The sequence below is a fragment of the Hymenobacter volaticus genome (assembly GCF_022921055.1).
In the GTDB taxonomy this organism is placed as follows: Bacteria; Bacteroidota; Bacteroidia; order Cytophagales; family Hymenobacteraceae; genus Hymenobacter; species Hymenobacter volaticus.
Genome location: NZ_CP095061.1, coordinates 2,517,684 through 2,536,406, shown reverse-complemented (window position 1 = coordinate 2,536,406; position 18,723 = coordinate 2,517,684). Strand labels below are relative to the sequence as shown.

The following is an 18,723-nucleotide window of genomic DNA, read 5'->3' as shown; positions in this document are numbered from 1 at the left end:
CTGAGTGAAGCTGAAGCGTGCCACTCGTATGGCAACGTCTAGCATTTACTCATTGATTCAAGCGAGATGCTTCGGCAAGCTCAGCATGCCTAATAGCTCTAGCTAGGCTATCATCAGCTTCGGCAGCGGGCAGTTGTACTGCGCTTGTATCTGTTTTTTGAAGTGCGAAAACGTAATGCCCGTGCAGCGCTTGAACAGCTTGCTGAAGTGAGCTACGTCCTCGAAACCGAGCTGATAGGCCACTTCCTTCAGCGAGGCGTCGCGCAGTGACACCAAGCGTTTTGCCTCCAGCATGATACGCCGCCGAATATGCTCGCTGGCAGGCTGGCCGGTTTCCTTACGAATGCTGACGCTGAGGTGATTGGCCGTCACGTGCAACTGATCGGCATACTCAGCTACCGATTTCCATTGGGCGTAGTGGAGCTCTAGTAGCTGCTGAAAACGGCCAAACAACCCCGCCTGCACCATGCTGCCAGTTGCCCCGCGTTGCTGCTGGCTGAGGCGGGTACAGTGCAGCAGCAGCGTTTTGAGGTAAGAGCGGAGCAGGTCGTCGCGCAAGATGGCCGCGCTAGCTGCCTGCCGTTGCAGGCTGCCAACCAGAAAAGCCATTTCCATTGCCTGTTCGTCGGGCACGAGCACCGGCTCCGCGGCGGCCTGATGAAACAACTGGAACAGCAGTAGTTCCCGGTCGGTGCCGGTCAGCCTCACAAACTCGTCGGTGAAGCGCAGCACTTGCCCTTTGGCCCTCTTAGGCACCAGTTCCAGAGCGGTCTGCCCGGGCCGCCCGAAATACAAAGTCCGAGGCACTTGGTTGTCAGCTAAGAGCGGCCCGACGTGGTACCCCTCCTCCTCTACCAGCACCAGTGTGTATTGCGGCCAGCGAGTGGCCAGGTCGGCCGGCGGTGGCGCTTGCCGTAGCGCAGCCAGCGGACTGAGGTCGAACAAGAGCGGCGCGCTGGCGTCTTGAAAGTCGAGGGCCGTTATCATACGCTCGCAGTAGGCAGAGCCAAAAGGTGACGATGATAGTTGGAAGAGGTTGTGCTGAAGTGCTTTCTAAACAGCTTATTCAAGTGACATACGTCGGTAAGAGCCAACTCATCGGCAATCTGGCCTAGCAGAAATACGCCACCAGCCAGGTAGCGTAAGCGGTGCCAATTGATAACACAGTCGCCGCTGCCTTTCTTGATATTAACGAGTTCGAAGTGGTTGCGCAGTTGCCGCGAGTTAGCCCGGGCACTTGCCGCAAATTCCTCGACTTCCAAGGGCTCATGTTGAATGTGGCATCTCATAAAAAAGTGGTGAAGGATTAAACGACTTCTTGGTTCTGGGCCCAACTAGTAGCCAATGGAGTGCCACCACCTATTTTGCAATATCGAATAAATATTATGTATTTGACAATCAATTTATTAACTGTTATAATAGCTTTTGTGACACTACAACAACGGCTCCGAACAAATGGAGCCTCCGATATTTCGGAGGCAGTATCGGAGTCCGAGGAGCCATATCGTACCTTCGCAGAAAAGTCATCCGCGTAGCTTCGCATCGGCTATTTCGTTGTCCTATGGCTGTATTTGATAATGAACTCGCCACTACGGCCAGCATTCTAATTGTAGAAGATGAGTTTCTGATTGCCAACAACTTGCGGCGCATTCTAACTAAGGCCGGCTATCAGGTTACAGGCTTAGCCAAGACGGTGGCCGAAGCCCAGCTATTGCTAGCGCAGGCCACCCCCGATATCGTGCTGTTGGACGTATTTTTAAAAGGAGAGCAGACGGGCATCGACCTGGCGCAGTGGCTGAACAAGCAGCAGATTCCCTTCGTTTTTCTATCCGCTAACTTGTCGGATAGCGTGCTAGAGGCGGCGAAAGTGACCCAGCCGTTTGGCTTCCTCAACAAGCCGTTTCGCGCCAAAGACGTCCTCTCGACGCTGGAAATTGCCCGATACCGCCACGCCCACAGCGAGGAAGCTAAACTGCGGCAGCAGCAGCAAATCCAAGTGGCTGTCAACAACGCCATCATCACCCTGCACGACCGTGACCAACTTAGCTTGGCCATTGCCGCCCAGCTCGATAAGCTGGTGCCTTTTTCCTTTTTGAACCTGCGCATCGCCTTGCCCGAGGAGCAGTCGTTTTATTGGGTGATGCTGCGCAAAACAGCCTTGGGTACGTTCGAGCGCATTCATTTGCCGGTGCTGCTAGGCCCTAATGCTTCCGATGAGCTGTTGGAGAAACTCACGCAAGAAACCCCCGACCAGCTAGGCGAGCAGCCAGGCATTTTCACAGGCGAAGCCTTCCAAGAATTGTGCGCCAAGTACCTGACGGCACGGGCCATTCACGATACGTTCGGCGTGCAATCGTTGCTGGTACTACCTGTGGTGCTGAAACGGCGCTCGTTTACGAATCTGCAGCTGGCCCGCACCGACTCCAACGGCTTTTCGCCCGCCGACTACGAAGCCATTAGCCTAGTTATTTCGCAGATTGCCTTGGCCCTCGATAACCTGCTGGCCTGCGAAGAAATAGACGCGCGGCGGCGGCTGAAAACAGCGGAATTGGCCTTAGCCAGCGCGTTTCAGAACGGTAAAAGCATGGTAGAAATAGCCCCGCAAGTGGCCGCCGCCATCAACGACGTGCTGCCTGGCATTGATTTGCTGAGTGTTTACCGCGTGGGACGAGTGCTAGGAGGCACCCCTTTCGACATAACCGTTCAAAAAAAGGACGGCATTTACGTACCTCTGTCTGAAGATGAAATCAGGCTGCCGGCCACCATTTCCCCGCTTGAGTGGCAGCAACAAGTGGCGGCTATGGAGTCTTGGCTGGTGCAGCCAACCCTGAACGTGGGGCGGCAGGCGGTTGAGGTGCAGGGCAGAAACTTGGTGGCGCAACTGTACGGAGCGCAACTAGGATTGCAGTCGTCGATGTACGTGCCCATTATCATCAAAGGGCAGACGGTGGCGGCCTTGGTGGTAGCGAGCAAGGCCGCCTATGCTTTCACTCCGAAAGACTTGCAAACCTTGCAAAGCCTGAATTACGAGCTGGCGTTGGCGCTGGAAAATTTGCTGGCCTTCGAGCGCATCAAACTATTGAGCGAACAGCTAGAGCAAGAGAAAACCTACCTGAGCGAGGAAATCAAAACCAGCCACAATTTCGAGGAAATTGTGGGTACCAGCCCGGCACTACTGGCCGTGCTTGGCAGCATAGCTCAAGTAGCTCCCACCGATTATACGGTGCTGGTAACCGGCGAGACGGGCACGGGCAAAGAACTGATTGCACGGGCCGTGCACAACCTGTCGAAACGCAAAGGGCGCACGATGGTGAAAGTGAATTGCGCGGCGCTGCCTCCGCAGTTGATTGAATCCGAGTTGTTTGGCCACGAAAAAGGTAGCTATACCGGCGCCACAGACAAGCGCATCGGCAAATTCGAGCTGGCCCACGGTAGCACCATCTTCCTCGACGAAATTGGGGAGTTGCCCCTAGAACTACAGGCCAAGCTGCTACGCGTTATTCAGGAAAAGGAAATCGAGCGCCTTGGCGGCAAAGGCCCGATAGTGGTAGATGTGCGCATTATTGCGGCCACCAACCGCAATTTACACGAGGAAGTAGCTGCCGGCCGTTTCCGCGCCGACCTCTACTACCGGCTCAACGTGTTTCCGGTGCTGGTACCGCCCTTGCGCGAACGGCCGGAAGACATTTTGCCGCTTACGGCTTATTTCATGCAGAAAATCAGCAAAAAGCTGGGCAAGCCGCTCACCGGGCTCTCGAACGCCATGCGCCAGCAACTGCAGCAGTACACTTGGCCCGGCAATATCCGCGAACTGGAACACGTGCTCGAACGAGCCGCTATCATGGCTCGCTCGACGACCCTCGAATTAAATGAACCGCTCGTAGCCAGCCCACTACCGTCCTCGGCTTTTGCAACCGGGACCGTAAAGCCGATGCAAGAAGCCATGCGCGAAACAATCTTGGCGGCTCTAGCGCAATCCAACAACCGAATCCGCGGGCAGGGCGGGGCGGCAGAATTGCTAAATCTCAAGCCCACTACGTTGGAGTCGCGCATGAAAAAGCTCCAAATCACCCCCATGAAGTAATCAGGAGACACTAAAAGAAAGACGGGCGTTGAGCCTTACACTGTAACCGGCTTGGCGGGCGTGGGGCTGGTTATGGCCTCGAAATCAAGGCGGATGCGCACGCCTCGGGTCTGGGTGATGCGTAAGGTGCCATCTAGTTGCTCGCTCAGCCCGTGCATGATGGTAAGTCCCATTGTGGAGCCGTGTTCCAGGTCATAGCCCGCCGGAAAGCCCACTCCATCGTCCTCGATGGTTAAACGAAATCGTCCTTGCCCTAGTGCTGCTAGCGCCACTGCCACCGTGCCGGGCTGCTGGTTTGGAAACGCATACTTGAGTGCATTGGTCAGGGCTTCGTTGATAATCAAACCCAGCGGAGTCACCAGCGTTACTTCCAACTCGACCGGATCTACTGCTAGCTGCACCTGCACGGTTTCCTGGCAGTCAAACGAGTCCAGCAAGTGTTCCGCGATTTGGCGGATGTAGCCTTGCATATCCACCAAGGTCAGGTTGTTGGCTTGGTAGAGCTTTTGGTGGATCAGGGCCATGGCATGCACTCGATTTTGGCCTTCCCGCAGGGCTGCCACCGCCGCAGGATCGCGCAAATAATCCGACTGCGTTTCCAACAAGCTGTTGATCATCTCCAGGTTGTTTTTGACGCGGTGGTGAATCTCTTTAAGCATCCAGTCTTTCTCTTTCAACAAGTGCTGAAGCGCCTGATTTTGCTGATTGATTTCCGCTTGCTTCTCTTCCAGAAGCTGGTTGCTGCGCTGCTTGAGCCGGTAGCGGTTATAGCCCAACCCCAGCACCAGTGTCAGCAGCACGGCTCCAACAAGTAAGGCATTGCGCTGAAACTCGCGTTGGCGGAGGCGCGCTTGCTGCACCTGGGTTTGTTTGGTGAGCAAGGCAATGTTCTGCTCCTTTTTGCGCGTGTCGTATTGAATTTCCAGGCTTGCCAGCTGCTTGTTTTTCTTTTCATTAAACACCGAGTCGGTCAGCAGCTTGTAGCGCTGGTAATGCGCAATGGCGGCCGGGAAGTTGCCCTGAGCGGAATCAACGCGGAACAAGAGCAGATGCAGACGCGACGTTCCGACCAGAAAGCCGCTATGCTCACTTTCCTGAAGGGCCTGCTGAAAATACCAGCGGGCCTTGCTGTGCTGCTTGGTAAGCAAGTAAAACTGCCCTAGTGTCTGGTTGAGGTACATGCGGCTCATGTCGCTGGTCGGCTTGCTTTTCGACAGCGCCAGTACTTTTGCATACTGCTGCTCCGCCTGCGGGTACTGCTTTAGGGCCACATACAAGGTGGCCAAACGCTGGGCATGGGCCCTCTGCTCAAGGCCCGTTTTGCCCTTGGTGGTGCGCAGATAAAAGTTGAGGGCCTGCTGAGGCTTTCCCTGCTTGACCAGGACGTTGGCAATGTCACCCGCCGTTGCCACCTCGGAGGAATGCGTCAATTGATTGTTGCGCAACGCTTTCTGGTAGTAGTGGAGGGCCTTATCGGGTTCCTCCAGCTCGTTGTAGAGGGCGGCCACCCTCGAGTAGAACCCCTCAATAGAAATGGTGTCGTGGGTGGCTTGCGCAGTCTCGATGGTAGCCAGACCGTAGCGTAGCGCCTCTTTGTAGTTGCCCAGCTGCCGGTTGGCCGCCAGCAACAGGTCGTAGGAGTAATGCAGCTTACGGTAGCCTGCCGCCTTGTACAACGGTACTACCTGCTCCAATTCTTTCAGCGCCTGCACCGAGTTGCCTTGCAACAGGTGCATATCGGCCACTTGCTTGAGCATGTAGGCTGTTTCGCCCCGGCGGCCAAGTTGCCGATATAAGTTGCCAGCCCGCTGGAAGCAGGCAATGCTCAACGGGAGGTAGTAGGCTACGCGGGGGTAGGAATTGCCGAGGTGAAACCAACCCAATGCCTCCAAGCGTGAACGGTGTTGCTGTTGGCTGAGCTTGATGCCCCGCCGGATACTAGAGAGCCCGCTGGTATCGGCGGAAGCAATGCTTTGCAGCCGGCCCCGCATATAAAGGCAGCTGATGAGCCCGGTTTGGTAGTGGAGCGTCGCGCTTAGGGCTTGGGCCTGCCGATAAAAGCTCCAAGCTGGTTTGAAATCGACGTCAAGCTCTTCGCTCCGGTCTAGCACATCGGTACCCAATTGTAGCAGAAGCTGCACGCGGTTGGTATCGGGTTGGCTCTGGCGCAACTGCGTGTACAATCTAGCCACCGCGGCGCTGTCAAGCAGTGGATACAGCGGTTCGGCTTGGCTGGTAAACCAGAACCCGCAAAGCAGCAACAGCAGCAGACGCTTCATATAACAAGGGTGTGGTGGCAAAGCCCCTGCAAGGTACTGCCTCTTGGAATGGCCTGTTTTGCAGAGCAGCAGCCGATGCACAAAAAATACCACGGAATGCATGATTTATACCTTTTGCCGGGCAGTGGTGCCCGCTACGTTTGTGCCGTCAATCAGGCACTCCGCCTGTCTCCCGAACGGGAGCATCGACGTCATTTTTACGCCTCAACGCCATGAGTAGCACAACTTCCGAAGCGCCCTACCAAGTATCCGTCGCCTTACCCGTCGCCTCCGACCCAGCTATTTCGCGGGAAGTAAAAACGTTTCTGGCAGCTCTAAACGGCGCGGGCGGGCCACCCCTAGAAACTCTGTCGCCGGTTGACGCCCGCCAGGTGCTGGTCGGTGCGCAGGCGTCGGTGCAGGTCGATTTATCAGGCATCGAAGTAGCCGAGAAAACCATTGAGCAGGACGGCTACACGGTGCCGCTGCACATCGTGCGCCCCACGGGTACTGCCGATACGGTGCTACCTGTGTTCGTCTTCATTCACGGGGGCGGTTGGGTGCTCGGCGACTTCCCCACTCACCAGCGCTTGGTGCGCGACCTGGTAGTAGAGTCGGGTTACGCGGCAGTGTTTGTGAACTACACGCCCACGCCAGATGCGCAGTATCCGCAGGCCATTCATGAAATCTACGCCGCCACCAAGTGGGTAGCCGAGCACGGCACCGACATCAACGTCGACGGTAAAAACCTGGCCGTGGTAGGCAACAGTGTGGGCGGCAACATGACCACCGTTACCTGCCTGCAAGCTAAAGAGAAGGGCGGCCCGCACATCAAGCTCCAGGTTCTGTTTTGGCCTATCGTGGATGCCAACTTCGATACGGAATCCTACCAGCGCTACGGCCAGGACCGGTTCCTGACCACTTCGCTGATGAAGTGGATGTATGACCTCTACACCACCGACCCCGCGGAGCGGGCGCAAATTTATGCCTCCCCGCTGAATGCCACTTTAGAGCAACTGCAAGGTTTGCCGCCCGCTCTCATTCAAGTAGCCGAAGCCGATGTGCTACGCGACGAGGGCGAAGCCTACGGCCGTAAGCTCGACGAGGCTGGCGTGACCGTCACGACCGTGCGCTACAACGGCATGATTCACGATTTCGGCTTGCTCAATGGCCTGGCCGAATTGCCGCAAGTGAAGTCTCACATTCGGCAGGCCGCCGCCGAGCTGCGGAAGTATCTCGGCGCTTAGCACCCTCGTGGGTCACTAGCATTCAACTCATCTCTTACATCCTCATCGACACTATAACCGGCCTACTCATGGCCAACACTCCCATGGATGAGTCAACTGCTTCCGCCACCGGCATCAAAAACATAGTACTCGTACACGGTACCTGGGCCGATGGCACGAGTTGGGGCAAAGTTATTCCGCTGCTACAAGCCCAAGGCTACCACGTCACGGCTGTTCAAAACCCGTTGACTTCGCTTGGCGACGACGTGGCGGCAACCAAGCGGGCCATTGCCTTGCAAGATGGCCCAGTGCTGCTGGTTGGCCACTCTTGGGGTGGCGTAGTTATCACCGAAGCCGGCAACGACTCCAAAGTAACGGGCCTGGTGTACGTGGCTGCCGCGGCTCCCGACGAAGGCCAGTCGTTTTTGGATCTGGTACAAACTGCGGCGGCAACGCCCGGCAACGACGAAATCCGTCCTGATGCCCAGGGCTTTGTGAGCATGACGCCCAAGGGAATTATAGAAGATTTCGCGCAGGACCTAACTTCAACGGAACAACAGGTGCTTATCGCCACCCAGGGGCCCCAGGCGTTTTCGGCCCTGAAAGAGAAAATCACGCAGGCCGCCTGGAAAACCAAACCATCTTGGTACGTAGTAGCCGCCAATGACCGCATGATTAACCCGGACCTGGAGCGCACTCTAGCCAAGAAAATGAATGCCACAACCACCACGCTAGCCACCAGCCACGTGGCCATGCTAGCTCAGCCGGAAAAAGTAGCGGCCGTTATTATGGAAGCAGCTAGCAAAGCTGGAGCCAGTATAGTAGCCGCGAGGTAAACTGTTACTGTTCATCTGAAATCCACTCTTAGGATATGTAATCTTAGGAGTGGATTTCGCTTTTACGGTCCGGCCGATAGCCTGCCTGATGCCCTGTTTATCGTTCAAATGGCGTCCCCGGTCTTAAAAAAGCAGAAACTGCGGGGCTAAGAATCCAGCGCTTACTTAGCCCCGCTTCACGTTACCCTCTGTTAAATTCATATGCAGTTCCATCTAGTGCGGGCCGCCGTGCCTTTCGCAGCCTTACTCTTGGGAAGCAGCCTGCTGTACCTCTTCGGCCTAATCAAGTTTGATAGCCCGGGCGTTGATACAGGATTGGTATTGCTTATGACGGTGGTCAAAGTAGCGTGTTTTCTGTTTGCCACATTGCACTGGATTCAGCAGACCGTCTCCTCGCCTTTCCATCGCCGATACCTGATGAGCTTTCTGGTGCTACAGGTATTGCTGATTGTCTTATCGTTTGCGCTTGACTACTACTACCTGTACCAAATCAACGCTGCCGCCTTCCACTTACCTGCTGACCGCAAAAGCCACGCGGAGCTTCTATTGACGTTTCTTTACTTCAGCCTCGGCAAGTACACCACCGCGGGCGTAGGCGATATTCACCCAACCTCCCCAGCGGCCCAGATCTGCGCCATGGGCGAAATGGTGGTTTCGTACTTTACTACGGTTCTCCTCATTGCCAACGTGAGCTATTTGCAGGCCTTATTTAGTCGCAAAGCCGAAGAGTGAACAACCGAATAGCGAATAGCCAGATTCGCTTAACGCACTACCAACTATGTTTAGCGCTACTTGCTTTCATGTAGGCGGCGCAAAAACAAGAACCAGCATTGTGGTATGGCAACTACTTGATTGGCAGCACCTCTTGATTTGAGGGCATTAGCTGCTCTTATACTTTTCAATGTATTGTTTTGGTAGAACGGATAGCACAGGAATGTATCTTGGTCTGAGTAACTGAGTGACAGCGACATTCCTTTCCCTTATCCCACCCCTACCCCCATGGCTACTTCCTTATCCCCGGTCTGGGCCGGGCTTTGATTGGCACAGCGTTGGTCGCCGGCACCCTGGATATTACCACGGCCCTGAGCAAATATTACCTGACTACAGGCCGCTCGCCGCTAAACGTGTTGCGCTACGTGGCCAGCGGCCTGTGGGGCCCGCAGGCCCTAACGGGTGGCGCGGGAATGGCCGTGTGGGGTTTAGTGCTGCACTACAGCATCGCCTTCCTCTTCACTGCCTTTTTCTTTCTATGGCTCTACCCGCGTTGGCGTCCCTCACTGCATCCTGTGCTGGTCGGTTTGCTTTACGGCACTTTTGTGTGGCTAGTGATGAACATGCTGGTTGTGCCAGCCTCTCGCGTACCGGCTGCGCCCTTTCGCCTCGGGCATGCGGCAGTGGAGTTGCTTGTTATCATTGTGTGCATCGGGTTGCCAATTGCCTTGGGGGCCCACCGCTTCTACCGTCGGCAGCCTAATATGTTCCAAGGTCAGTGAAACACAATAATTAGTTCCCGATTGTGTGTTCAGTTCCAGTTGACCTGCCACTAAGTACTGCAGTCTAGGTATTGATAGTTGCTAGCCAAGCTCGCTGACACCTTTCCTTCCTGCGCTTATTTCGTTCTTTGCTTGATGGCATGCAACAGTAGTAGCACTAAGCCATCCAAGTAATTTATGGCACATTTCCTTGTTATTGGCGCGGGTTTAGGTGGCTTGGCTACTGCGCATGGTTTGCTCAGGCTTGGCCATTCGGTACAGGTGTACGAAGCGGCCCCAGTATTGCGCGAAGTAGGCGCTGGCCTTGTGCTTGGCGCCAACGCTATGCGCGCCTTGCAGCAGCTCGGCCTCCACGAGGCGGTGCGCCCCCACGGTTCTGCAGTTACCTCACTCAAGCTCTTCGATCAGAAAGGCCGCTTGTTGCAGAACGCAGATACCTCCGTATTCACCCGAGCCTTAGGGTTCGATAATGTGGGCATTCACCGAGCAGCGCTTCAGCAGGCATTGCTCCAGGAGCTGCCAACCGACACACTTATTCTAGGCAAGCCCTTTGAAAGCTTCCAGCAAACCGCCACCGGTGTGGAGGCTTTTTTCACAGACGGTACCACCACTCACGCTGATTTCCTGATTGGGGCCGACGGCATCCGTTCTCGTGTGCGTCGGCAATTGCTGCCAACGACCGAGCCGCGCTATGCAGGCTACACTTGCTGGCGAGCTGTGGTAGAAGCCGCCCAGCTAGAACTCCCAGAGGGCGAATCAGGGGAAGTATGGGGAGACCAGGGCCGGCGTTTTGGCTACGTGCCCGTAGGAAATGGCCAAGTGTACTGGTTTGCCTGTCTCAACAGCCCGGCCCCGCAGAACCCCAAGTTTCGCGCATTTCAAGTGGCCGAGTTACAGCATGCATTTCACTCGTTTCCGGCACCCGTACCTGCTCTGCTTGGTCTCACGCGCAACGAACAGGTACTTTGGAACGATATTCTGGATCTTAAGCCCCTACGTCAGCTAGCTTTCGGCCGTGTGCTGCTGCTCGGGATGCAGGCCACGCTACTACGCCCAACCTGGGCCAGGGCGCCGGTATGGCCATAGAAGACGCGGCAGAATTGGCGAGCTGCCTGCGCCACACATCGGCAATAACTGAAGCCTTCCGCCGCTTCGAAAAGCGGCGCCTACCCCGTACAACCCGCATCGTGCGAACATCTTGGCAGCTAGGCCGCGTGGGCCAGTGGGAAAACCCGTTGCTGACCAGCATACGCAACACGGCTATGCGTTTCCTACCAGACGTCGTCAGCCGGAGCCAGATGGCTTGGCTCTACGAAGAAGGCAGTAAAGAATAAGTCCAAATCCTGTATTCTTCACCCTCTTGAGGCTCGTCAAGGCACTGACTACACAAATGCCGCTTCCGTAATGGCGAATAAACGAGACCGGGCTTCACTCTAGACGATGCTCAGACGGAGACAAAGCGTCGGATGATAAGCCATCCTGATTATATCCTAAGTACTTGTTAAACAAGGAAATAATAGTCGTTAATCCTTGGCAACAAGCAAAATGAAACATCTAAAATTCAAGTAGGTAAGGCTGCAGCAAAAAGCTATATTGCTTTACCCTAATCTTCTGAAGCGCAACTTGGTGGAAGAGAAGCTGCCTTCCGGCAGCAAGTCAGATGACCGGTTTTGAAGGGTACGTCAGCAGGTAGGTATTGTGGTAGCTCAGTAATTGCTTCGTCTATGCTGTTCCAACAACTTTTGCTCCTGAAGAAACGTGCTCCCACGCAAACCACAGCCTATGGCTCTTCTGCATCCTCTATCTCAGTTCAGTCCTGGAAACGCTTTTTTGCGGCGCTAGTAAACACCTCTTTCGTGATGGCAGGCATATTGTCGGCCGGGATGGGGTTGAAGTCATTCCTGCTCCCCAACCACTTCATCGATGGAGGTGCTACGGGTATCGCCATGTTACTGTCGGCTACTCTCAAACTGCCCCTTTCGTACGGACTGCTACTTATCAATATTCCTTTCCTACTCCTTGGCTACCGGCAAATGGGTGGACAATTTGCCCTAAAAGGTGCAGCGGCTATTGGTGGCCTAGCGCTGTGCTTGGAAGTGGTACCCTACCCTAATATCACGCCCGACTTGTTGTTGACAGCCGTATTCGGTGGCGTTTTCCTTGGAGCAGGCATCGGGCTAGCAATGCGTGGCGGGGCTGTTCTCGATGGGACCGAGATATTGGCTTTACTCATCAACCGCCATACCCCATTGCTGAAAGTAAGTGACATCATTTTACTGATGAACATTTTCATTTTTGGGGCCGCCGCCTTCGTGCTCGGAGTCACACAAGCCCTCTACTCCATTTTGACATACGCAGCAGCCTCCAAAACCCTAGATTTCCTTCTCAACGGCATCGAGCAGTATACAGGCGTAACTATCATCTCCACGCGCAGCGACGAGATTCGGCATGTCATCACCCATAATATGGGGCGGGGAGTAACCGTGTATAAAGGGCAGAGTGGCTTTGGCAAGCGTGGTGAGCACCGCGAGGAAATTAATATCATCTTCACAGTGGTCACTCGATTGGAACTACCCAAGTTACGAGAAGAAGTGAAGCGGCTTGACTCTCAAGCTTTCTTAGTTCAGCAGAGTGTGGATGATGCCGTCGGAGGCATGCTCAAAAAACGCCCTCTGCACGATTAAGCCTGGTTGGAGCAAATAGTTGGCTATCATTAATCTATGAGTATAGGCCACATCAGCCTCAAAGTTTACAGGCTAGGTACCCCACATAAGTTTGCAAGCTATTCCAAGTAGGTGATTACTGAAACATCCCGTTTAAGTTGCTTATAGGCACTTACACATCTACCAACAAAAAGAGCCTGACCGTTGGTCAGGCTCTTTTGTAAACCATAATCAGAAATCTGACTACTTAACTTTCTCCACAATGCCACGGAAAGCCTCGGGGTGGTTCAAAGCTAAATCAGCCAATACTTTGCGGTTGAGGTCGATACCTGCTTTTTTCAGGCCGCCCATCAACTGCGAGTACGACAAGCCGTGCTCACGAGCGCCAGCATTGATACGCTGAATCCAGAGGGCGCGGAACTCGCGCTTCTTGGTCTTACGGTCGCGGTAAGCATACAGCAGACCTTTTTCAACGGCATTTTTAGCAACGGTCCAAACGTTCTTGCGACGGCCGAAATAGCCTTTCGCCAAACGCATTACTTTTTTCCGACGGTGGCGCGAAGCCACGTGGTTGACACTTCTTGGCATAACCTGTTTGTTTTTTGGCGGTCGGCGACAGAGCGTTTTGCCTTGTCTTTGTTTTTAGCCGGACGCCTGGTTTAAATTTTGAATGAGTAATTGCTATGTGTTGATGGTTGCAACTTCCTATTCAGGACAAAGCGCAACTACCAACGATTCAGCAATTACATGTTAAGCATGTCTTTCACACGGTTCATGTCCGCCGAACTTACCAAGGTAACGTGCGTAAGATTACGCTTCTGCTTGGTCGTCTTTTTAGTCAGAATGTGGCTTTTGAAAGCGTGCTTACGCTTGATTTTGCCCGTGCCGGTCAGCGTGAAACGCTTTTTGGCGCCGGACTTGGTCTTCATTTTCGGCATTGTGGAGGTGGTAAAAAGTGAAAAAACTGCGGCGGTCGGCTGCCTAGGGCCGGGGCGCCAGCGTACAAAATGGCCGAAGCCATTGAAAAAGCTTGTTATTCGGTAGCTGCTTTTGGAGCAGGCTGAGTTGCTTTGTCCTTGCTGGCTTCTTTGGGAGCAGGAGCCCCGCTGGCTTGGGCTTAGCGGGTGCAACTGCTTTGGGAGCTAGATAAAGGAACATGCGCTTGCCTTCCAGCTTGGGGAGTTGCTCTACTTTCGCGAGGTCTTCCAAGGCCTGTGCAAACTTGAGCAGCAAAATCTCACCGCGCTCCTTGAAGACGATACTACGACCTACGAAATGCACGTACGCCTTGATCTTGGCACCTTCCTTCAGGAATTCTTGAGCATGCTTCAGCTTGAAAGCAAAGTCGTGGTCGTCGGTGTTGGGTCCGAAACGGATTTCCTTCAGGATAACCTTGGTTTGCTTGGCTTTCAGTTCGCGGGTCTTTTTCTTCTGCTCGTACTTGAACTTCGAGTAGTCGATGACGCGGCAAACAGGCGGAACCGCAGTGGGCGAAATCTCAACAAGGTCGAGGTTCTGCTCCTGCGCAAAACGCCGGGCTTGATCAATTGAATAGATGCCTTGTTCGATGTTGTCACCGACGAGGCGCACTTCCCGAGCCGTAATCTTCTGATTGATTTTAAACGGCTCCTCGACCTGAGCGCGAGGAATATAGCGGCGATTAGGGGTAGCTATGGCTGGTTCTCTTAAGGGTGAGCTAAATACTTTTCTAAGACTGAAATGACATGAGACTAGCTCAATGGGTTCAATCAGCGAGCAAATATCCGCCATTTTTTCCAAACGCTCAAAAAAGGCTATATAAAATTGCCATTAAGCCTCAGAAAAAGGAGCGGGTCAGTTGCTAGCACAGCCTTACGGGCAATGACTGCTTTTGTTTAAGCATTCAACCGCCCATAAGGTTCTGCTAAAAACGCTACTGATTGAAGATTAAGCGGTTTTGCCGTCCATCATGTCAGCCACCTGGGTCTGGAAGCTTTTGATGAAGTCGGCAATTGGCATCGAGCCAATGTCGCCTTCGCCGTGCTTACGAACTGAAACAATGCCGTTTTCCTGTTCCTTCTCCCCTACAATCAGCATGTACGGTACCTTCGACACCTCGGCATCCCGGATTTTGCGGCCGATTTTCTCGTCGCGGTGGTCTACCGTGCCGCGTAGCTCGGCTTGCACGAGCGTGTCGTGGATCTGCTGGGCATAGTCGTGGTACTTCTCGGAAATCGGGAGCACCGCAAATTGCTCGGGCGAGAGCCAGAGTGGAAAGTTGCCACCACAGTGTTCGATTAGCACAGCCACGAAACGCTCCAGCGAGCCAAACGGCGCCCGGTGAATCATGACGGGGCGCTGCCGAGAATTGTCGGAAGCTACGTACTCCAACTCGAAGCGCTCCGGCAAATTGTAGTCAACCTGAATGGTGCCTAGCTGCCATTTGCGGCCGAGAGCATCACGCACCATGAAGTCGAGCTTAGGACCATAGAAGGCAGCCTCACCGAGCTCGGTTACTGTGTTGAGTCCTTTCTCAGCGGCCGCCTCCTGAATAGCTGTTTCAGCTCGTACCCAGTTTTCGTCAGACCCAATATACTTGGCCTTATTCTCCGGGTCGCGTAGTGAAATCTGAGCGGTGAAATCAGGGAAATCTAGTGCCTTAAGTACGTAAAGGACAATATCAATAACCTTGGTAAACTCTTCCTTTACTTGATCTGGCCGGCAGAAGATGTGGGCATCGTCTTGCGTGAAGCCACGCACCCGCGTTAGGCCATGTAGTTCGCCACTTTGCTCATAGCGGTACACTGTACCAAACTCCGCCAACCGGACGGGCAAGTCGCGGTACGAGCGGGGTTTGGACTTGTAAATCTCGCAGTGATGCGGGCAGTTCATCGGCTTGAGGAAGAACTCCTCGCCCGGGTTTGGCGTCTTGATGGGCTGGAACGAATCAGCACCATACTTCTCGTAGTGGCCGCTGGTCACGTACAGTTCCTTGGCTCCAATGTGGGGCGTCACAACGGGCTGATAGCCCGCTTTCACTTGGGCCCGGCGCAGAAACTGCTCGAGCCGCTCGCGCAGCAACGTGCCTTTAGGCAACCACAAGGGCAGCCCCGCTCCTACTTTCTCACTGAACGTAAACAGCTCTAGTTCTTTGCCCAGCTTGCGGTGGTCGCGGCGCTTGGCTTCCTCTAGCCGTTCCAGGTATTCGGTTAGCTCTTTGGCTTTCGGGAAGGTGATGCCATAGATGCGCGTGAGCTGCTTGTTCTTTTCGTCGCCGCGCCAGTACGCACCAGCCACGTTGAGTAGCTTAACAGCTTTGATAGGGCTCGTATCGGGGATGTGCGGCCCGCGGCAAAGGTCCGTGAAGTCACCTTGCGTATAGAAGGTGATGGAACCATCTTCTAAACGCTCAAGCAGGTCGAGTTTGTAAGGATCAGCTTTTTCCGTGAAGTAGGCAATGGCATCGGCCTTACTTACTTCCTTGCGCTCGTACTGGCTTTTCTTTTTGGCCAATTCCAGCATCTTCTTCTCGATTTCGGGAAAGTCTTCGCTAGAAATAGTTCGGCCTTCGCCTAGGTCGATGTCGTAGTAGAAGCCATTCTCAATACTTGGCCCAATACCAAGCTTCACGCCCGGATACAGGGCTTCGAGGGCTTCGGCTAGTAAGTGCGCCGAGGAATGCCAAAAGGTGGCTTTGCCGTCTTGGTCGTTCCAAGTGAGAATTTCCAGGTTGGCATTCTGGCCGATAGGGCGGTGCAGGTCGCGGACCTCACCATTGACGCGGACGCCTAACGCATTACGGGCCAGGCCCTCACTGATACTAGATGCTACATCAAAGCCCGTGGCGCCATCTACAAACTGGCGCACCGAGCCATCGGGGAGCGTGATGTCAATCATGAATTAGAAAATTTAGCTATACAAACAGCGTGAGCCTGCAAGTTAGACTTAATGCTGGAAAGGTTGGATTGCTGAGCAATTAAAGAGGCTTACAAGTCCATCAAGCTAGTTAGTACACCTTTTGGTTTGAGCTTACAATCGCGGACGCAAAACCGAAATAGGCTCTATACGCTCTTCTGGCGCAGCTGCGCGGCGGGGTGTTTCGTCGACGATGATGCCGCGGGCGCGGTTGCCTACTTTCCACACTTTATAGGTCCAGTGGCGGTTACCTGGATTTTCGGCTACAAGAAAACGATATTGCTCCGTGGCTTCTTCGTAGCGACCTAAGTTCTCCAAACTCTCTCCCAGCATCTGCCGCGCGCCTTGCAATCGGGGGGCGCGGCGTAGAGCCCGTTGAAGGTGCGGAACAGCATCAGCGTATTTGCGCTTTTCGTAAGCCACCAGCGCCAAGCGGTAGTCGGCGCGGTAGAACGTGGTGTCGAGCTGCACGACCCGGGTATAGATGCGCGTGGCGCTGTCGGGCATATTCTGCAACTCGAATTGGCGGCCGTAGTCGTACAAGAGGGGGCCGTAGTTGGGCGCCAGCCGCAAGCCTCGGGCAGCATATACGGCCGCAATGGCGGGCTGCCGGAAAGCATTTGAAAGAAAAGCCAACTGATGTAATGTCTCCGGTTGGCGAGGGTCACGGGCCAAGCTCGCTCGCAGATAATCAAGCGCCTGCACGGTATCCTGGAGCCCTACATAAGCCACGCCCTTGTAAAACAAAGCGGCTGTGTGGTCAGGCTCCTGCTGTAGCGCCCGGTCGAGGTAGTCGATGGCGGTTTGGTAGTGGCGAGAGGCAAGGTGCGTTTCGCCAACTAGCAAGTTCAATTCTGGCGAAGCGTAGCCGTGTTGTGAAGCCACATCGGCGGCGTCGAGGGCGGCCTCGTATTTGCCTTGCGCCCGGAGGGCGCGCGCTTTAGTGAAGTGAAACTCGCCGGGCGTATCGTCAAGGTCAAGTGCCGTGTTGATATCACTCATGGCCGGCTCAATTTGACCGGCATCAAGGCGAAACGCAGCCCGGCGCGCGTACAGAGAAGCATTGCGTGGCTGGCGGCTGATAGCTCCGTCTAGCTCCTCGGCCTGAATCTTAGGGCCACTTTGCACCGTGGTCAAGTTGACCATAGTTTCGGGCTGCTCTTCACTGGACGCGGTGGTGCAGGAGGCCGTGGCCAGCAGCCCTAAAGCAGGTACCCAAAGTAAGAAAGGACGCAAAAAAGCCACGAACACGAGTTTCAACCTACAAGTAGTGTGCAAAGGTAAAGATTGACAAGGAGTAAGGTTTTCTAAACCCCAATGGGCCGCTTTTACCTAAGCAAGTTGAGTTCATAAAATATCTACTACAGGTCATTCTATTTCCCGCAGGTGACTATGGACTTGCTTCAGCATTTTTCGGTTGAGTTGAATGAGAAGCTTGCGGCAGCGCCGACTCATTTCCAGTTCCTCAGCCGTGACGGGCGTAATTTCTATGGCGTCTTGCAAAACCGCTATGGCGCGGGTACGGTGCTTTTCGGCTATGTGAATACGCGCTAAATCATAGGCAAACTGAATACGCTGAGGCTCTAACTCATGCGCCCGCGTGAGGGCTTCGATAGCGGCATTACTGCTTGCTTCATCGGGTGTTCCACCTAAGAAAAGCCGGCTGAAAATTCGTTCAAGAATATTGTAGTGATCGACGCGGAAGTGCCAGCGCCCTAGTAGTTGTAACGCATCCGTAAAGTCGGGACGAACTGCTACTGCTTTGAAGATATACGGCCGCATTTCGCGGTAGGCCAGCAGCCGAGCACGGGCTGTAAGGAGCGTCGCTTGGTTGGCCAGTGCTAAAGCTTCAGCATAATTGCTCTCGGCTCCTTCCGGCCGTACTACTAAAGCTCGACTGGCATAGAGCCGGGCCGCCGAGAAATAAGCAATTTTTCGGGTTTCATCGGTATAGCGCGAGCCAATGCGCACGCTCAAAACAGCAGCTCGCCAGAGCGCCTCGTACGTGGCAGGCGCTTTTGCTAACACTAACTCGTATCTGGCTAGCGCCTCCGATTCTTTGTATTGCGCCTGCAACGACTTTGCTTCAGCTAATAGCTTGGTTAGCTCGATAGAAAGAGGTGTTTCAGTTGGAGGCGCAGGTTTGGGCTTTGTTCTACGGAACTGCGCATCTGCTGGCGCAACCCAAAGGCACGTCAGCAACACCAGTACACACAAGCGACCCAGCAACTTCATGACAACAGACAAGCCCACAAAACTGCGGCTTTTA

16 protein-coding genes and 1 pseudogene are annotated in these 18,723 nt (G+C 54.3%); 8 read left to right on the top strand and 9 right to left on the bottom strand.

Annotation, left to right across the window (positions count from 1 at the left end; all coding sequences use genetic code 11):
• Positions 1-102: 102 nt before the first annotated feature.
• A complete protein-coding gene (locus tag MUN86_RS11000; RefSeq protein WP_245125303.1) occupies positions 103-987 on the bottom strand; it encodes a helix-turn-helix domain-containing protein in 885 nt (294 codons plus the stop codon).
• Positions 984-1,289, bottom strand: coding sequence for a hypothetical protein (locus MUN86_RS10995; protein WP_245125300.1), 306 nt, complete (start codon positions 1,287-1,289; stop codon positions 984-986). Before MUN86_RS10995 ends, MUN86_RS11000 begins: the two co-directional genes overlap by 4 nt.
• A 272-nt stretch (positions 1,290-1,561) precedes the next feature.
• Between MUN86_RS10995 and MUN86_RS10990 the strand changes: the two genes are divergently transcribed.
• Complete coding sequence (locus MUN86_RS10990) at positions 1,562-4,084, top strand: sigma 54-interacting transcriptional regulator (RefSeq protein ID WP_245125297.1); 2,523 nt, start codon at positions 1,562-1,564, stop codon at positions 4,082-4,084.
• Positions 4,085-4,119: 35 nt separating this feature from the next.
• Here the strand turns inward: MUN86_RS10990 and MUN86_RS10985 are convergent, their stop codons facing one another.
• Positions 4,120-6,363 (bottom strand): tetratricopeptide repeat-containing sensor histidine kinase, encoded by a 2,244-nt coding sequence (locus MUN86_RS10985; RefSeq protein ID WP_245125294.1) that lies wholly within the window; start codon positions 6,361-6,363, stop codon positions 4,120-4,122.
• Positions 6,364-6,575: 212 nt separating this feature from the next.
• Here MUN86_RS10985 and MUN86_RS10980 point away from each other — a divergent pair, with 212 nt between their 5' ends.
• From MUN86_RS10980 to MUN86_RS10950, 7 genes are all read left to right on the top strand, one after another.
• Positions 6,576-7,589 carry an alpha/beta hydrolase gene (locus MUN86_RS10980; RefSeq protein ID WP_245125292.1) on the top strand — a complete coding sequence of 338 codons (1,014 nt, stop codon included), beginning with the start codon at positions 6,576-6,578 and terminating at the stop codon, positions 7,587-7,589.
• A gap of 68 nt (positions 7,590-7,657) precedes the next feature.
• Entirely contained in the window at positions 7,658-8,404 is a 747-nt protein-coding gene (locus MUN86_RS10975; RefSeq protein ID WP_245125289.1) for an alpha/beta fold hydrolase, read from the top strand.
• A gap of 201 nt (positions 8,405-8,605) precedes the next feature.
• Positions 8,606-9,136 (top strand): ion channel, encoded by a 531-nt coding sequence (locus MUN86_RS10970; RefSeq protein ID WP_245125287.1) that lies wholly within the window; start codon positions 8,606-8,608, stop codon positions 9,134-9,136.
• A gap of 302 nt (positions 9,137-9,438) precedes the next feature.
• On the top strand, positions 9,439-9,897 hold the full coding sequence (locus tag MUN86_RS10965; protein WP_245125284.1) for a hypothetical protein: 459 nt from the start codon (positions 9,439-9,441) through the stop codon (positions 9,895-9,897).
• A 177-nt stretch (positions 9,898-10,074) separates the two neighbouring features.
• Positions 10,075-10,983: an FAD-dependent monooxygenase gene (locus MUN86_RS10960; protein WP_245125281.1), complete on the top strand. Its 909-nt coding sequence runs from the start codon at positions 10,075-10,077 to the stop codon at positions 10,981-10,983.
• Entirely contained in the window at positions 10,974-11,231 is a 258-nt protein-coding gene (locus MUN86_RS10955; protein WP_245125277.1) for a flavin-dependent monooxygenase, read from the top strand. The genes MUN86_RS10960 and MUN86_RS10955 overlap by 10 nt, the downstream gene beginning before the upstream one ends.
• A gap of 390 nt (positions 11,232-11,621) precedes the next feature.
• Positions 11,622-12,581, top strand: a complete 960-nt coding sequence (locus MUN86_RS10950; RefSeq protein WP_245125275.1) for a YitT family protein — start codon at positions 11,622-11,624, stop codon at positions 12,579-12,581.
• Between the two features lie 222 nt (positions 12,582-12,803).
• Here MUN86_RS10950 and rplT read toward each other — a convergent pair whose 3' ends face one another.
• The 6 genes and pseudogenes from rplT to MUN86_RS10920 form a co-directional block, all read right to left on the bottom strand.
• Positions 12,804-13,148: a 50S ribosomal protein L20 gene (rplT, locus tag MUN86_RS10945; RefSeq protein WP_245125272.1), complete on the bottom strand. Its 345-nt coding sequence runs from the start codon at positions 13,146-13,148 to the stop codon at positions 12,804-12,806.
• 155 nt (positions 13,149-13,303) lie between these two features.
• Positions 13,304-13,498, bottom strand: coding sequence for a 50S ribosomal protein L35 (gene rpmI, locus MUN86_RS10940; protein WP_019946659.1), 195 nt, complete (start codon positions 13,496-13,498; stop codon positions 13,304-13,306).
• A gap of 178 nt (positions 13,499-13,676) precedes the next feature.
• A pseudogene (gene infC, locus MUN86_RS10935) lies at positions 13,677-14,234 on the bottom strand (translation initiation factor IF-3); the annotation flags it as partial.
• Between the two features lie 252 nt (positions 14,235-14,486).
• A complete protein-coding gene (gene thrS, locus MUN86_RS10930; protein ID WP_245125269.1) occupies positions 14,487-16,436 on the bottom strand; it encodes a threonine--tRNA ligase in 1,950 nt (649 codons plus the stop codon).
• 132 nt (positions 16,437-16,568) lie between these two features.
• Positions 16,569-17,705 (bottom strand): tetratricopeptide repeat protein, encoded by a 1,137-nt coding sequence (locus tag MUN86_RS10925; protein ID WP_245125714.1) that lies wholly within the window; start codon positions 17,703-17,705, stop codon positions 16,569-16,571.
• Between the two features lie 117 nt (positions 17,706-17,822).
• Positions 17,823-18,689, bottom strand: a complete 867-nt coding sequence (locus MUN86_RS10920) for a tetratricopeptide repeat protein (protein WP_245125267.1) — start codon at positions 18,687-18,689, stop codon at positions 17,823-17,825.
• Between the last annotated feature and the right edge of the window lie 34 nt (positions 18,690-18,723).

Coding starts and splice junctions, on each gene's coding strand:
- MUN86_RS11000 (WP_245125303.1), bottom strand. CDS start 987: ATGATAACGGCCCTCGACTTTCAAGACGCCAGCGCGCCGCTCTTGTTC.
- MUN86_RS10995 (WP_245125300.1), bottom strand. CDS start 1,289: ATGAGATGCCACATTCAACATGAGCCCTTGGAAGTCGAGGAATTTGCG.
- MUN86_RS10990 (WP_245125297.1), top strand. CDS start 1,562: ATGGCTGTATTTGATAATGAACTCGCCACTACGGCCAGCATTCTAATT.
- MUN86_RS10985 (WP_245125294.1), bottom strand. CDS start 6,363: ATGAAGCGTCTGCTGCTGTTGCTGCTTTGCGGGTTCTGGTTTACCAGC.
- MUN86_RS10980 (WP_245125292.1), top strand. CDS start 6,576: ATGAGTAGCACAACTTCCGAAGCGCCCTACCAAGTATCCGTCGCCTTA.
- MUN86_RS10975 (WP_245125289.1), top strand. CDS start 7,658: ATGGCCAACACTCCCATGGATGAGTCAACTGCTTCCGCCACCGGCATC.
- MUN86_RS10970 (WP_245125287.1), top strand. CDS start 8,606: ATGCAGTTCCATCTAGTGCGGGCCGCCGTGCCTTTCGCAGCCTTACTC.
- MUN86_RS10960 (WP_245125281.1), top strand. CDS start 10,075: ATGGCACATTTCCTTGTTATTGGCGCGGGTTTAGGTGGCTTGGCTACT.
- MUN86_RS10955 (WP_245125277.1), top strand. CDS start 10,974: ATGGCCATAGAAGACGCGGCAGAATTGGCGAGCTGCCTGCGCCACACA.
- MUN86_RS10950 (WP_245125275.1), top strand. CDS start 11,622: ATGCTGTTCCAACAACTTTTGCTCCTGAAGAAACGTGCTCCCACGCAA.
- rplT (WP_245125272.1), bottom strand. CDS start 13,148: ATGCCAAGAAGTGTCAACCACGTGGCTTCGCGCCACCGTCGGAAAAAA.
- rpmI (WP_019946659.1), bottom strand. CDS start 13,498: ATGCCGAAAATGAAGACCAAGTCCGGCGCCAAAAAGCGTTTCACGCTG.
- thrS (WP_245125269.1), bottom strand. CDS start 16,436: ATGATTGACATCACGCTCCCCGATGGCTCGGTGCGCCAGTTTGTAGAT.
- MUN86_RS10920 (WP_245125267.1), bottom strand. CDS start 18,689: ATGAAGTTGCTGGGTCGCTTGTGTGTACTGGTGTTGCTGACGTGCCTT.